12 protein-coding genes and 2 tRNA genes are annotated in these 14,747 nt (G+C 69.1%); 9 read left to right on the plus strand and 5 right to left on the minus strand.

Annotated features, from left to right (window positions below; genetic code table 11):
* Positions 1 to 75: 75 nt before the first annotated feature.
* Entirely contained in the window at positions 76 to 1,266 is a 1,191-nt protein-coding gene (locus tag nbrcactino_RS12160; protein WP_161927823.1) for an MFS transporter, read from the minus strand.
* Between the two features lie 148 nt (positions 1,267 to 1,414).
* Here nbrcactino_RS12160 and nbrcactino_RS12165 point away from each other — a divergent pair, with 148 nt between their 5' ends.
* The 6 genes from nbrcactino_RS12165 to nbrcactino_RS12190 all read left to right on the plus strand — a co-directional run bounded on the left by nbrcactino_RS12165 (position 1,415) and on the right by nbrcactino_RS12190 (position 7,232).
* The gene (locus tag nbrcactino_RS12165) at positions 1,415 to 2,200 is read left to right on the plus strand and encodes a fumarylacetoacetate hydrolase family protein (RefSeq protein ID WP_161927824.1); all 786 of its coding nucleotides are present in this window, start codon (positions 1,415 to 1,417) and stop codon (positions 2,198 to 2,200) included.
* Positions 2,197 to 3,027, plus strand: coding sequence for an alpha/beta fold hydrolase (locus nbrcactino_RS12170; protein ID WP_161927825.1), 831 nt, complete (start codon positions 2,197 to 2,199; stop codon positions 3,025 to 3,027). Before nbrcactino_RS12165 ends, nbrcactino_RS12170 begins: the two co-directional genes overlap by 4 nt.
* A gap of 44 nt (positions 3,028 to 3,071) precedes the next feature.
* The gene (gene gltX / locus nbrcactino_RS12175) at positions 3,072 to 4,547 is read left to right on the plus strand and encodes a glutamate--tRNA ligase (protein WP_161927826.1); all 1,476 of its coding nucleotides are present in this window, start codon (positions 3,072 to 3,074) and stop codon (positions 4,545 to 4,547) included.
* 98 nt (positions 4,548 to 4,645) lie between these two features.
* A tRNA-Gln gene (locus nbrcactino_RS12180) sits at positions 4,646 to 4,717 on the plus strand.
* A gap of 62 nt (positions 4,718 to 4,779) precedes the next feature.
* A tRNA-Glu gene (locus nbrcactino_RS12185) sits at positions 4,780 to 4,852 on the plus strand.
* 238 nt (positions 4,853 to 5,090) lie between these two features.
* On the plus strand, positions 5,091 to 7,232 hold the full coding sequence (locus nbrcactino_RS12190; RefSeq protein ID WP_161927827.1) for a heavy metal translocating P-type ATPase: 2,142 nt from the start codon (positions 5,091 to 5,093) through the stop codon (positions 7,230 to 7,232).
* Here the strand turns inward: nbrcactino_RS12190 and nbrcactino_RS12195 are convergent.
* Both nbrcactino_RS12195 and nbrcactino_RS12200 read right to left on the minus strand, forming a co-directional pair.
* Entirely contained in the window at positions 7,195 to 7,710 is a 516-nt protein-coding gene (locus tag nbrcactino_RS12195; protein WP_161927828.1) for a PPOX class F420-dependent oxidoreductase, read from the minus strand. The two genes, nbrcactino_RS12190 and nbrcactino_RS12195, sit on opposite strands and share 38 nt — an antisense overlap.
* 65 nt (positions 7,711 to 7,775) lie before the next feature.
* Positions 7,776 to 8,510: an IclR family transcriptional regulator gene (locus tag nbrcactino_RS12200; protein WP_161927829.1), complete on the minus strand. Its 735-nt coding sequence runs from the start codon at positions 8,508 to 8,510 to the stop codon at positions 7,776 to 7,778.
* A 75-nt stretch (positions 8,511 to 8,585) separates the two neighbouring features.
* Between nbrcactino_RS12200 and leuC the strand changes: the two genes are divergently transcribed.
* The 3 genes from leuC (at position 8,586) to nbrcactino_RS12215 (ending at position 11,541) form a co-directional block, all read left to right on the plus strand.
* The gene (gene leuC / locus nbrcactino_RS12205) at positions 8,586 to 10,019 is read left to right on the plus strand and encodes a 3-isopropylmalate dehydratase large subunit (RefSeq protein ID WP_161927830.1); all 1,434 of its coding nucleotides are present in this window, start codon (positions 8,586 to 8,588) and stop codon (positions 10,017 to 10,019) included.
* A gap of 29 nt (positions 10,020 to 10,048) precedes the next feature.
* Positions 10,049 to 10,636, plus strand: coding sequence for a 3-isopropylmalate dehydratase small subunit (gene leuD, locus nbrcactino_RS12210; RefSeq protein ID WP_161927831.1), 588 nt, complete (start codon positions 10,049 to 10,051; stop codon positions 10,634 to 10,636).
* A gap of 170 nt (positions 10,637 to 10,806) precedes the next feature.
* On the plus strand, positions 10,807 to 11,541 hold the full coding sequence (locus tag nbrcactino_RS12215) for an HU family DNA-binding protein (RefSeq protein WP_161927832.1): 735 nt from the start codon (positions 10,807 to 10,809) through the stop codon (positions 11,539 to 11,541).
* 14 nt (positions 11,542 to 11,555) lie between these two features.
* On the opposite strand, the gene nbrcactino_RS12220 is transcribed toward nbrcactino_RS12215, so the two are convergent.
* Both nbrcactino_RS12220 and nbrcactino_RS12225 read right to left on the minus strand, forming a co-directional pair.
* Positions 11,556 to 12,470 (minus strand): NUDIX hydrolase, encoded by a 915-nt coding sequence (locus tag nbrcactino_RS12220; protein WP_161927833.1) that lies wholly within the window; start codon positions 12,468 to 12,470, stop codon positions 11,556 to 11,558.
* Between the two features lie 14 nt (positions 12,471 to 12,484).
* A complete protein-coding gene (locus nbrcactino_RS12225) occupies positions 12,485 to 14,725 on the minus strand; it encodes an RNA degradosome polyphosphate kinase (RefSeq protein ID WP_161927834.1) in 2,241 nt (746 codons plus the stop codon).
* Positions 14,726 to 14,747: the final 22 nt, after the last annotated feature.

The raw sequence follows: 14,747 nt of genomic DNA on the forward strand, positions 1-14,747 counted from the left end.
TCTTGATTCTATAGTTCTATCTAAAATAGAACAACATCGGGAACGGGTGACGTCGTTTCACTACTCCCTCGTGGATCAGCGGGGGTCGCGGGGGACGAGGGCCAGTCCGATCAGCGGGGGCAGGGCGCACAGGGCATAGGCCCAGGCATAGCCGTGGCCGTCGATGACCGCGGCGATGAGCGGGACCGACGCGGCACTGGCGATGTACTGGCTGGTGTTCTGGATGGCCAGGCCGCGACCGCTCCACGCGGGGCCGGCGTACTCGGCAATCGCGGTGAAGGCCAGACCGTTGTCGGCGACGACCACGATCGACGCCGCGACCATGACAAGCACCGCCACCGGGCTGTTGATCGCGTCGGTGGCGGCCAATGCGGCCATGAGGAGTGTGGCGGCCGCGGCGATGATCCGGATCGGCCGCATCCGCGACCCCCAGGCGTCGGACCAACGCCCCGCGACGATGCGCCCGAGTGCCGCGACGACTTGGGTGGCGGTCACCGCGATCCCGACCTGCAACGGCGGCCAGTGGCGCGCGATGATCAGCCAGGCGGGCACGAAGGTCCACAGCGCCACCTGGGGGATGACCAACAGCACGCTCACGGCGTGGACGCGGACCAAGAAGGACCCGCGCCGGTACGGGTTCGTGCCGCCGGACTCGGTCGGCGAATCCGGATGCGGGGGATCGACGATCCACAGCACGGTTGCCACCAGCGCGACGACGGCGACGACGACGAACACGACGAACCCCGCGGTGGTGCCGAACCGCTGGGCGAGCACGGGGACGGTCAAGCCGGTGACGCCCACGCCCAGCGGCTGGGCCATCTGGCGGATTCCCATCGCGGTGCCGCGCTGGTGCGCAGGGAACCAGCCGACGACGATGCGCCCGCTGGCGCCATTCGTCGACGCGGCAACGGCGCCCGCGGCGAACAGTCCGATCCACAACGCCCACGCCGGCGCGTGCAGCGCGGAGGCGGCCGTCGTCGCCACTGTCGCGGCGACGGTGAGTGACAAAGACAGGACCAGGATGGTGCGCTCACCGACGCGGTCGAGTGCCCAACCCCACAGCAGGGTGGTTGCGACCATGCCGACCATCGGCGCCGAGGCGAGGACCGAGGCGGCCGGCAACGACATCCCGTCCTGGTGCAGCCGGGGGATGAGAAAGGCGACGCCACTGGCGAGGCAGGTGGTGGCCATGGCTGCGAGCAGGGAACTCGCCAGGATGACCCACCGTCGGGTGCTGGTGGCGGTTGCCGGTGATGGGCTGGTCACGCGGGCTCCCCTCTGATGTCGGCGCCGTAACGCGACAGGCTCGTCGGATCGCGAGTCTCATAGAATGAGACGGACAGTTTCATAGTGTAGAACTCGCCCAGAGCGGTCGGCGAGAGGGGATCCCGGAACGTGGGATAGGCTGGCGGGCATGCGACTAGGACGTGTGGCCACCCGGGATGGCGTGGCCTTCGCTGCAATCGAGGGTGAATCCGGGGCGGAGACCGCACGGGAGATCGCCGAGCACCCCTTCGGCGCGCCGACGTTCACCGGCCGCAGTTGGCCGTTGGCCGACGTGCGGGTGCTCGCGCCGATCTTGGCGTCGAAGGTGATCTGCGTGGGAAAGAACTACGCGGCCCACGCGGCCGAGATGGGATCGGAGGCGCCGGAGACACCGGTCATCTTCCTCAAGCCCAATACCTCGATCATCGGTCCGGAAGTGCCCATCGTGCGCCCGCCGTCGGCGGAGCGGGTCGACTACGAGGGCGAACTGGCGGTGGTCATCGGCCGACCGTGCAAGGACGTCGCGGCGAGTGCCGCCAAGGATGCGATCCTCGGCTACACGGTCGCCAACGACGTCACGGCGCGCGACCAGCAGAAGCTCGACGGCCAGTGGACCCGTGCCAAGGGGTATGACACGTTCTGCCCGCTGGGCCCGTGGATCGAGACCGAGTTCGACCCGTCGGATGTGGCGATCCGCACCGAGCTGACCGGCCTCGACGGCCAGACCTCGGTCAAGCAGGAGTCGCGGACCTCGCTGATGCTGCACGACGTGGGATCCCTCGTCGAATGGGTGTCCGCGGTGATGACGTTGCTGCCCGGCGATGTGATCCTGACCGGCACCCCGGAGGGGATCGGGCCGATGGTTGCGGGCGAACGGGTGTCGGTCACGGTCGCCGGACTCGGCACGCTGAGCAACCCGGTGGTCGATAAGTGACCAGACCGGCCGCACCGACCCTCGCCCAGGTCAACGGGATCACCCTCTCCTACGAGGACTCCGGCGGCGCCGGAGAACTCGTCGTCATGGTGATGGGCACCGGCAGCCCCGGACGCGTGTGGAAGGCCAACCAGGTCCCCGCCCTGGTCCGTGCCGGATACCGCACGGTCACCTTCGACAACCGCGGGATCGCCCCGTCGTCGGAATGCGCGACGGGATTCAGCATCGACGACATGGTCGCCGACACCGCCGCCCTCATTGAGCACCTCGACGCCGGCCCGGCGCATGTCGTCGGGACGTCGCTGGGCGCGCGGGTCACCCAGGAGCTGGCGCTGGCGCGACCCGACGTGGTCCGCTCGGCGACGATGTTGGCGACCTACGGGCGGCCCACACCGATGGTGAGCGCGTTCAGCGCGGGGGAGCGCGCCCTGTACGACCAGGGCGTCGAGTTGCCCTCCGACTACGTCGCCGCGGTCACCGCCCATCTCAACCTGTCGCCGCACACGCTGGCCGACGACCGGTCCGCGCGCGATTGGCTCGACATCATCGCCTTCTCGCCGCAACGCGTCACCCCCGGGGTTCGCGCCCAGCTGGGCGTGCACGAGGAAGAGGCCGATCGGCTCGAGGCGTATCGGCAGATCACCCGCCCGTCCCTCGTCGTCGGGTTCGCCGACGACCGAACACTGCCGGAGTTCCTGGCCCGCGAGGTGGCCGACGTGATTCCGGGCGCCGAATACGCCGTGGTCGACAAGGCCGGTCATTTCGGCTACCTGGAGCAGCCCGCACGGGTCAACGAGCTGCTGCTGGAGTTCCTGGCCAAGCACTGACGCCGGTCGTCGGGCGTCCGGCGGGATTCGCTACCGTTGACGCCATGACCAGCACTGTTCGCGTCCGCTTCTGTCCGTCGCCCACCGGCACCCCGCACGTCGGGCTGATCCGCACCGCGCTGTTCAACTACGCCTACGCCCGCCACAACGGCGGTGACTTCGTCTTCCGCATCGAGGACACCGACTCCGCGCGCGACAGCGAGGAGAGTTATGCCGCGATTCTCGATGCGCTGCGCTGGCTGGGCCTGCAGTGGGACGAGGGCCCCGAGGTCGGCGGCCCCTACGGTCCGTACCGCCAGTCGGAGCGCCGCGACATCCACCGCGACGTCGTCGCCCGCCTGCTCGAGGCGGGAGAGGCCTACGAGGCCTTTTCGACCCCCGAGGAGGTCGAGGCGCGCCACCGGGCGGCCGGGCGCGATCCCAAACTGGGCTACGACAACTTCGACCGTGATCTGACCGATGAGCAGCGGGCCGCCTATCGGGCCGATGGTCGTAACCCGGTGGTGCGGTTGCGGATGCCCGACGAGGACATCACCTGGACCGATCTCGTGCGCGGGGATACGACGATCAAGGCCGGCACGGTACCCGACTTCGCGCTCAGCCGCGCCAGCGGCGACCCGCTCTACACGCTCGTCAACCCCGTCGATGACGCCATGATGAAGATCACCCACGTGCTGCGCGGCGAGGACCTGCTCTCGTCGACCCCGCGCCAGATCGCGCTGTATCGGGCGCTCGAGCGGATCGGCGTCGCCGACGGCGTCCCGCAGTTCGGGCACCTCCCGTTCGTCATGGGGGAGGGCAACCGCAAGCTGTCCAAGCGGGATCCGCAGTCGAGCCTGTTCCACCACCGCGACCGCGGCTTCCTGCCTGAGGGGCTGTTGAACTACCTGGCGCTGCTCGGGTGGGGGTTCAGCGGCGACACCGATGTGTTCACCCTCGAGCAGATGATCGAGGCCTTCGACATCGGCGATGTGAACTCCAACCCGGCCCGCTTCGACGAGCGCAAGGCGGAGGCGATCAACGCCGAGCACATCCGGATGCTGGCGCCGGCCGATTTCGCCTCGCGCCTGGGTGACTACCTGGTGGCCCAGGGCCGATTCGCCGAGTCCCCCGTCGGCGACCCGGCGTTCGAGGCGCTCGCCGAACTGATCCAGACGCGCATCCAGGTCCTCGGTGACGCGTGGGATCTGATCAAGTTCCACTACGTCGACGACGCCGACTTCGTCATCGACGAGAAGTCGGCGGCGAAGAACCTCGGTGCCGACGCCGCGCCGGTGCTCGACGCCGCGATCACCGCGCTCGACGGGCTGGCGCCGTGGGATACCCCGACGATCGAGGCCGCGCTGAAGTCTGCGCTGGTGGACGGACTCGAGCTCAAACCCCGCAAGGCGTTCGGGCCGGTGCGCGTCGCGGTCACCGGGGCGGCGGTGAGCCCGCCGCTGTACGAGTCGATGACGGTGCTCGGTGCCGACAAGTCGCTCCAGCGGTTGCGCGACGCCCATGCGAAGTATGCGAAATAGTGGTTGCGACCTGCTCGTTTGTGCTATTTGGCCGCCATCCTGCTAACCTACTTCTCGGCCCATTCGCCGGGTGGTGACACCCGGAGATTGGAACCCATTGGGGTATGGTGTAATTGGCAACACAGCTGATTCTGGTTCAGCCATTCTAGGTTCGAGTCCTGGTACCCCAGCGGACTTCACGGTCTGTTCGGACCCGCTTGCGGGAACGGATTCGCACCGAGGAGTTGTTCAGGCCCCCTTCGTCTAGCGGCCTAGGACGCCGCCCTCTCAAGGCGGTAACGCGGGTTCAAATCCCGTAGGGGGTACAACGGAGGCGCCTCCACCGAGTATTCGGTGGAGGCGCCTCTTTTTGTCGGCCGGGGTCAGGGCCCAGTCGGCAGGAATCAGGGCCCAGTCGGCGAAGATGAGGGCCCAGTCGGCGAAGATGAGGGCCCACTCGGCGAAGATGAGGGCCTAGTCGGCGAATCGGGGCGTCTGGAGGAAATACCCCATAGGGGTATGATTCGCGGTGGATGGAATCATCTGGCGACGAGCGGAGCGGCCATGACAGCCGGGCACGATCACAGCGCACACGACCACGACGAGCACCATGCTCATCACGGGCACACCGATCACAGCGCGAACGCCGCGCACAGCCACAGCGCACATGACCACAGCGCGCACGACCACAGCGGCCACGTGGCGCGGTACCGCCGCCTGTTCGCGATCATGGCGGTGGTCGCGATCCCGACGGTCGCCTTCTCGCCGATGTTCGCCATGCTCGTCGGCTACGAGGTGCCGACGTGGGCGACGTGGATCTCCCCGGTGCTCGGCACCGTCATGTACGTCTGGGGCGGGGCCCCGTTCCTGACCGGCGCGGTCGGCGAGATCCGGGCCCGCCGGCCCGGCATGATGCTGCTCATCGCGCTGGCGATCACCGTCGCGTTCCTCGCCTCCTGGGGTGCGAGCCTGGGTCTGCTCGACCACGAGCTCGACTTCTGGTGGGAACTCGCACTGCTGATCGTCATCATGCTGCTCGGCCACTGGATCGAGATGCGCTCGCTCGCGCAGACCACCTCGGCGCTCGACTCACTGGCCGCGCTCCTGCCCGATGAGGCCGAGCGGGTCGAGGGCGATTCAACGGTCACCGTGGCACCGGCCGAACTCGCCCTCGGCGACATCGTCGTCGTCCGGCCCGGCGGGCGGATCCCAGCCGACGGCGAGGTGGTCGCCGGGAGCGCCGACGTCGACGAGTCGATGCTCACCGGCGAGTCGAGGCCGGTGCGCCGCGAGGTCGGCGACCGGGTCGTGGCCGGCACCGTGGCCACCGACTCCGGGTTGCGGGTCGAGGTCACCGCGGTCGGGGAGGACACGGCGCTGGCAGGGATCTCCCGGCTCGTCGCGCAGGCGCAGAACTCGTCGTCGCGCGCCCAGCGTCTCGCCGACCGGGCGGCTGGATGGTTGTTCTGGTTCGCGCTCGGCGCCGCCGCCGTCACCGGGGTGGTCTGGACGCTGCTGGGCAACCCCGACGAGGCGGTCGTGCGGGTGATCACCGTGCTCGTGATCGCCTGCCCGCATGCGCTCGGGCTGGCCATCCCGCTGGTGGTGTCCATCGCGACCGAGCGGGCGGCGCGCAGCGGGGTGCTGGTCACCGACCGCCTCGCGCTGGAAAGCATGCGCACCGTGGACACGGTGGTCTTCGACAAGACCGGGACGCTGACGAAGGGCAATCCGGCCGTCACCGCCGTCGAGCCGGCACCGGGGTGGGCGGCCGACGATGTGCTCGCCCTGGCGGCATCGGCGGAGGCGGATTCGGAGCATCCCCTCGCCCGGGCCATCGTCTCCGCCGGCGCCGAGCGCGGCCTGACGGTGCGGTCGGCGACCGACTTCGCCTCGTCGGCGGCGGTCGGGGTCAGTGCCCGCGTCGATGGACGCCTTGTGCGGGTGGGCGGGCCGCACCTGCTCGACGAGGAGGCGGCGGCCGAACTCCCCGTCGCCGATGACTGGCGCGACGAGGGCGCCATCATTCTGCACGTCCTCGTCGACGGGGTGGTCGTCGGCGCGCTGCGGTTGGCCGACGCGGTCCGGCCGGAATCCTTCGCGGCGGTGGCCGAGCTCCACCGGCGCGGGGTGGCGGTGGTGATGATCACCGGCGACGCCGAGGCGGTGGCGCGGTCGGTGGCCGCCGACCTGGGCATCGACCGGGTGTTCGCCGGCGTCCGTCCGCAGGACAAGGCGTCGACGATCGCCGGCCTGCAGCAGGAGGGGCACCGCGTGGCCATGGTCGGCGACGGGGTGAACGACGCGCCGGCCCTGGCGCAGGCCGACGTCGGCATCGCCATCGGAGCGGGGACCGACGTGGCCATCGCATCGGCGGGAGTGGTGCTGGCCAGCGACGACCCGCGGTCGGTCGTCGCGGTGATCGAGCTGTCCGCGGCGGCCTACCGCAAGATGAGGCAGAACCTGTGGTGGGCGGCCGGGTACAACCTGGTCGCGGTCCCGCTGGCGGCGGGAGTGCTCGCCCCCGTCGGTTTCGTGCTGCCGATGTCGGTGGGCGCGGTGCTGATGTCGTTGTCGACGATCGTCGTCGCGCTCAACGCCCAATTGTTGCGGCGGCTCGACCTCAGTCCGGAGGTCGTGGCGCCGGCGGCAGCCGAGCCGCGGGCCGCTACTGCTGGTCCGGTGCGGTTAGGAACGGCGCGGTAGACCCGGCCACCGGCATGGCCGGCAGGCCGAGCTTGCGGTGGTCCCAGCTCCGGGTGCGTTCGGCGCGGATCCGGACCGAGACGCGCTTGTGCATCATCTGGTCGACCAGCGGTCGGATCTCCTCGGAGTAGGGGCCGTTGTACCGCTCCCAGACGCTGATCCCCGTGGCCAGTGCGTGCTCGGGGTCGTCGTAGATCTCGGCGGTTCCCTCGATGGCGACCCCCCGCAGGGTGTCATAGGTCAGTCCGTCTTCGATCAGCACCGAGCACTTCGCGGTGCGGCGCAGGTTCACCGCCTTCTGCGACTTGGCCTTCGTCTCGAACCACAGCTCGCCGTCGATCACGCCGTACCACATGGCGACGAGGTGGATCGCGCCGTCGGCGCCGGTTGTGGCCAGGGTGGCCGTGCGCTGCTGGTCGATGAACGTGGCGATCTCGTCGTCGGACATGACGATCTGGCTGCGTTGGTTGCTTCCCATTCCTGGACCCTATCGGTTCCCGGCCGGCGGTTGCGGTCAGTCCGGGGCGGTCAGTCCGGGGCGGGTCAGTCCGGGGCGTGGCCCAACCGTTCCTCCAGCGCGTCTGCGGCGGCGAGCAGGTCGGCCGCCCACCGGGCGCCCGGACGCCGCCCGATCCGCTCGATCGGACCGGATACCGAGATCGCGGCGACGACCTCGCCGTCCCCGTCGCGGATGGGGGCGGAGATGCTGGCCACCCCGGCGGCGCGTTCGGCGACGCTCTGCGCCCAGCCCTTCTTGCGCACCTCGGCCAGGGTGCGTTCGGCGAAGACGCTGTCGTCGAGGAGTGGTGTCCGGACGCCGTCGGGCGCCCAGGCGAGGAGGACCTTGGCCGCCGAACCGGCGGTCATCGGCAGCCGGGTGCCGACGGGAACGGTGTCGCGCAGGCCGCTGGGCGGTTCGAGTGCGGCGACGCAGATGCGTTCGGCCCCGTCCCGGCGGTAGATCTGCACCGATTCGCCGGTGATCTCCCGCAGCCGCGGCAGGATGGTGACCGCGGCGTCGGGGATTCGGTCGACGTGCGACCCGGACAGTTCGCGCAGCGCCGGGCCGGGCATCCACCGGCCGGTGGTGTCGCGGGCGATCAGCCGGTGCGCTTCCAGCCCGACGGCGAGCCGGTGCGCGGTGGCGCGCGGGAGGGCGGTCGCGTCGCAGAGTTCGGCGAGGTTGCACGGAGCTGCGGACACGGCGTGCAGTACGAGGACAGACTTGTCGAGAACGCCGATTCCGCTCACCGTCCTGGGTGCGGTACTATTTCCCATAGACCGATACTATCTGTCCAGATAGTGAGATTCCAACAGTTGCAGCCCAATTGTTGGCAAACCCAGCGAGGAGCTATGAGCACCAGCCCGGCCAAGCCCCGCACGCTCGCCGAGAAAGTGTGGGACGACCATGTCGTCGTGCGCGGCGAGAGCGACGCATCGGGGCAGCGCAACCCCGACCTGATTTACATCGACCTGCACCTCGTCCACGAGGTGACCTCGCCGCAGGCCTTTGACGGCCTGCGGATGGCGGGCCGGCCGGTGCATCGGACCGACCTGACCATTGCCACCGAGGACCACAACGTCCCCACGGTCGACATCGACAAGCCGATCGCCGATCCTGTCTCGCGGACGCAGGTGGAAACGCTGCGCCGCAACTGTGCGGAATTCGGCGTCCGGCTCTACCCGATGGGCAATGCCGAGCAGGGGATCGTCCACGTCGTCGGCCCGCAGCTGGGTCTGACCCAGCCGGGGATGACGGTGGTGTGCGGCGACAGCCACACCTCGACGCACGGCGCCTTCGGTGCGCTGGCGATGGGGATCGGCACCTCGGAGGTCGAGCATGTCCTGGCCACGCAGACACTGTCCCTGCGGCCGTTCAAGACCATGGCCATCACCGTCGACGGAGAGCTGGCGCCCGGGGTCACCAGTAAGGACCTGATCCTGGCGGTGATCGCCAAGATCGGTACCGGCGGTGGTCAGGGCTATGTCCTGGAGTACCGCGGCTCGGCCATCGAGAAACTGTCGATGGAGGCCCGGATGACGATGTGCAACATGTCCATCGAGGCCGGTGCCCGGGCCGGGATGATCGCCCCCGACCAGACCACCTACGACTTCCTCCGGGGCCGTCCGCACGCGCCGACCGGTGCCGAGTGGGACGAGGCCGTCGCGTACTGGGACAGCCTGCGCACCGACGAGGGCGCGGAGTTCGACGCGGAGGTCCACATCGATGGGGCGGCGCTGACCCCGTTCGTCACCTGGGGCACCAACCCGGGTCAGGGCCTGCCGCTGGGTGCTTCGGTTCCCGACCCGGAGGACTTCCCCGACGAGACGGACAAGCAGGCCGCCGCGCGGGCGTTGGAGTACATGGACCTGACGCCGGGTACCCCGCTGCGGGAGGTCTCGGTCGATGCCGTCTTCGTCGGGTCGTGCACCAACGGACGCATCGAGGACTTGCGTGCGGTCGCGGAAGTCCTGCGCGGCCGAAAGGTGGCCGACGGGGTGCGGATGCTGATCGTCCCCGGGTCGATGAAGGTGCGCGCACAGGCCGAGCAGGAGGGTCTGGGCGAGGTGTTCACCGGGGCCGGTGCCGAATGGCGGCAGGCCGGTTGCTCGATGTGTCTGGGCATGAACCCCGACCAGCTCGCCCCGGGGGAGCGCTGCGCGTCGACGTCGAACCGCAACTTCGAGGGCCGTCAGGGCAAGGGCGGTCGCACGCACCTGGTCTCACCGGCCGTAGCCGCCGCGACGGCGGTCCGCGGCACCCTGTCGGCTCCGGCGGACCTGTAGCCGCCCAACGCTTTTCGAGGAGAATCACCATGGAACCGCTCACCAGCCACACCGGTATCGGGGTGCCGTTGCGGCGCAGCAACGTCGACACCGACCAGATCATCCCCGCCGTGTACCTCAAGCGCGTGACCCGAACCGGGTTCGAAGACGGGCTGTTCTCGTCGTGGCGCTCGGATCCCGACTTCATCCTGAACACCGAGCCGTACAAGCACGGTTCGGTGTTGGTCGCCGGACCCGACTTCGGCACCGGGTCGTCGCGCGAGCACGCGGTCTGGGCGCTGATGGACTTCGGCTTCCGCGTCGTCCTCAGTTCGCGCTTCGCCGACATCTTCCGCGGTAACTCGGGCAAGGCGGGTTTGCTTGCCGGACAAGTGGATCAGGGCGATATCGAGCTGCTGTGGAAGCGGCTGGAGAACGATCCGGGTCTCGAACTGACCGTGGACCTGGCCGACCGAACCGTTACCGCCGGCGACCTCGTCGTGCCGTTCCAGATCGACGATTACACGCGGTGGCGCCTGATGGAGGGGCTCGACGACATCGGGCTCACCCTGCGCGAGGCGGAGGCGATCGACCTGTTCGAGCGCGCCCGACCGGCCTTCAAGCCGACGACTCTCTGACGCCGCGACCGGTCCCGCAGCGGTTGCGGGTCAAGCGGATTCGACGCGCGCGGAGCGCGTCGATCATGGACCTTTGTGAAGTCGACGTTTACCGTGTTGTTAGCTACGCCACACTTTTCGTGTGAAATGGCTGTTCACACACCCGACGATCCAGGCTTGCGGAGGTCGAAATGAACAAAGCAGAACTCATCGATGAGTTGACCAAGCGGCTCAAGGCGGATCGTCAGACCGCCACCGACGCCGTCGAGCAGTTCATCGACACAGTTGTGCGCGCGGTGAACCGCGGCGAGAAGGTGACCATCACCGGATTCGGCGTGTTCGAGAAGCGTAAGCGCGCGCCCCGAGTGGCACGCAACCCGCGCACCGGCGAGACGGTGAAGGTCCGTGCGGTCAACGTGCCGGCGTTCCGTCCCGGCGCCCAATTCAAGTCGGTGATCGCCGGCAAGATTCGGCTCCCGGCAGGGGTTCCGGCCGCGAAGCGCGGTGCGGCGGACGCGGCGGCTGCGGCGAAGAAGGCGGCGCCCGCGAAGAAGGCGGCACCGGCTAAGAAGGCGGCACCGGCGAAGAAGGCCGCACCGGCCAAGAAGGCCGCGCCCGCGAAGAAGGCGGCGCCGGCGAAGAAGGCTCCGGCTAAGAAGGCTCCCGCTAAGAAGGCGGCGCCGGCGAAGAAGGCTCCGGCTAAGAAGGCCGCGCCCGCGAAGAAGGCGGCGCCGGCGAAGAAGGCTCCGGCTAAGAAGGCCGCGCCCGCGAAGAAGGCGGCGCCGGCGAAGAAGGCTCCGGCTAAGAAGGCCGCACCGGCCAAGAAGGCGGCTCCGGCGAAGAAGGCTCCCGCTAAGAAGGCCACGCCCGCTAAGAAGGCTCCGGCTAAGAAGGCGCCGGCCAAGAAGGCACCGGCCAAGAAGTAGTCGGGTCTGCCCGGCTACTCGAAGTCGGGCAGGGGGTCGTCGATGTGCTCCACATCGACGACCCGGCCGTCGTGGTCAATCGACAACACCCACGTGCTGGCCTTGCGGTTTCGGTTGGGCGGCAGTGCGAATCCGTCGCGCTGCGCCCACCACTGCATGAGCGGTGCGATCGCCTTGCCCTGACTGCAGACGACGCGCACCGCATCGCGCTTCGCGGCGAGCGCGACGATCCGCTTGTGGGCCGCCTCCGGGTCTTCGGCGTACGCCTCTTCGGAAAACGACGGCTCGATGTGGATCTTGCGCCCGCCGAGTTGCTTGGCCAGCGGCTCGAGGGTCTGGACGCAGCGCGCCCGATCGGCGGCATAGAGCTTCTTCACGCCGAACAACGCCAACATGTCGGCCAAGGCTTCGGCCTGGAGGCGGCCGTACCGTTCCAGCGGGCGGTCCGGGTCCGCCCCGCGGTAGCGGGCACGCCGGCCGGCCTTGGCGTGGCGCACCAACAGGAAGGTGTGCAGATCGGCGGGTTTCGCGAGGAACTCGTCGACGACGAGCCGGTCCAGCGTGTAGGTGAGCACCGTTCGGGCCGCCTCGGGGGCAAGCCAACGCAGGTCGTCGACCTCCTTGTTGGGTGCGAACTCCCCACCGGTCGCCCGCGCGGCCCAATACCGCACGTGTTTGCGCTTGGCTCCGTTGAGCGCGTAAGTGACCTGGCGCAGATGGCGGCCGAGCACGACGGAGTAGCCGGTCTCCTCGGCGATCTCGCGCACCGCCGAGGCGAGAACCGTCTCGCGGGGCTCGGTCTTGCCCTTGGGCAGGGTCCAGTCGTCGTAGCGCGGGCGGTGGATCACCGCGATCTCGGGCTGCTCCGGGTGTATCGCGGACGGACGCCACAGCACCCCGCCGCCTGCCCAGACCGCACGCACGTTCATTCCGGTCTCCCGCGCTAGGCCGAGCCGGCCGCCGACCGGCGATAGCGGGTCATCAGCTCGGTCTGGTGGTCGCGCACCTCGGCGCCCGCACCCGGCGACGCCGTCCAGCTCCCGTCGCGGCCCAACACCCAGCACCGCGTGCGCGGGTCGAGGGCGGAATCGAAGACCTCGTCGAGCTGCTTGGTCAGGCGCGGATCCCGGACCTGGGCCATCACCTCGATGCGCCGATCGAGGTTGCGGTGCATCATGTCGGCACTGCCGATCCAGAACTCGTCTTGCGACCCGAAGTGGAACACCCGCGAGTGCTCGAGGAAGCGGCCGAGAATCGACCGCACCTCGATGCTGTCGCTCAGTCCCGGGATGCCCGGGCGCAGCGCACAGATGCCGCGGACGACGATCTGCACCGGAACACCCGCCTGCGACGCGCGGTAGAGCGCATCGATGATCTGCTCGTCGACGAGCGCGTTGGCCTTCAACCGCACCCGCGCCGACGGGTCGCCACCCCGGTGGGCCTCGATCTCCCGGCCGATCCGCTCGACGATTCCCGAGCGGATCCCGTCGGGGGCCACCAACAGGTTGCGGTAGGTGTGTTTGCGCGAGTAGCCGGTCAGCGTGTTGAACAGGTCGGTCAGGTCGGCGCCGATTTCGGGTGCCGCGGTGAACAGTCCGATGTCCTCGTAGAGACGCGCGGTCTTCGGGTTGTAGTTGCCGGTGCCGATGTGACAGTACCGGCGGATCGTCGACCCCTCGCGGCGCACCACCAGGCAGGTCTTGCAGTGGGTCTTCAACCCGATCAGGCCGTAGACGACGTGCACCCCGGCCTGCTCCAGTTTGCGGGCCCACTTGATGTTGGCCTGTTCGTCGAAGCGTGCCTTGATCTCGACCAGCGCCACGACCTGCTTGCCGGCCTCGGCGGCGGAGATCAGGGCGTCGACGATGGGCGAATCGCCCGACGTGCGGTACAGCGTCTGCTTGATCGCCAGCACCTGCGGGTCGGCTGCGGCCTGTTCGATGAACCGCTGCACGCTCGTGGAGAACGACTCGTACGGGTGGTGGACCAGGACGTCGCCCTCGCGCAGGGTCGAGAAGACGCTCTTGGGTGTCTCGCGCTCGCCGAACGCGGGGTTGGTGACCGGGACGAACGGCGGGTCTTTGAGGGTCGGCCGGTCCACGTCGTAGATCTGGAACAGGGCGGACAGGTCGAGCGGACCGGGCACGGCGATCACGTCGCCGGGGTCGACGTCGAGCTCTCGCAGGAGCAGCTCGAGCATGTGCTCGCTCATGTCCTCTTCGATCTCCAGCCGGACCGGCGACCCGAACCGGCGGCGGGCCAGCTCGCGCTCCATCGCCTGCAGGAGGTCTTCGTCGCGGTCCTCGTCGACTTCGAAATCGGCGTTGCGGGTGATCCGGAAGGTGTGGTGCTCGACGATGTCCATCCCCGGGAACAGCCCGCCCAGATTGGCGGCGATCAGCGCCTCCAGCGGCAGGAAGACCACCTCGGCCGGTCCGTCGACGACGGGGTTGGCCTCGGCGGCCACGAGCCGGTCGACGCGCACGAAGCGGGCCACGTTGTCGGGCACCTTGACGCGGGCGAAGTGTTCGGCGCCGTCGGAGATGTCGCGGACCGTCACCGCCAGGTTCAGGCTGAGGCCGCTGATGTAGGGGAAGGGGTGGGCCGGGTCGACCGCCAGCGGGGTCAGGATCGGGAAGATCTGGTCGTTGAAGTAGCCGACCAACCGGGTGCGCTCGTCCTCGCCGAGGTCGGCCCACGCGACGATCCGGATGCCTTCCTCGTCGAGCGAGGGTTTCACCGAGTCGTTGAAGACCCGGGCCTGCCGCGACGCGATGGACTGGGTGCGCTGGGCGATGCGCTTGAGCTGCTCGCGCGGCGACAACCCGTCCGCGGACCGTACCGACAGGCCCGTCTCGTCGCGGCGTTTGAGACCGGCGACGCGGACCATGAAGAACTCGTCGAGGTTCGACGTGAAGATGGCGAGGAACTTGGCGCGCTCGAGCAGCGGCAGCGAGGTGTCCTCGGCCAAGGCGAGGACACGGGCGTTGAAGTCGAGCCAGGACAGCTCACGGTTGAGGTAGCGGTCGGCGGGCAGGTCGGCCGACTCGTCGGGCTGGGTGGTGGCGGCTGGGGGTGCACCCGGGCCCGAGTCGGCGGCCAGGTCGATCGCCGTGGTTTCCAGGGGGCCGGTAGTCGTCGGGGATTCGGGGGCGTCGGCACTCACCGCATCATCATGCACCATGGCCCGATGTGTCGCAGGACAT

It is taken from the genome of Gordonia crocea, from assembly GCF_009932435.1.
Classification (GTDB): domain Bacteria; phylum Actinomycetota; class Actinomycetes; order Mycobacteriales; family Mycobacteriaceae; genus Gordonia; species Gordonia crocea.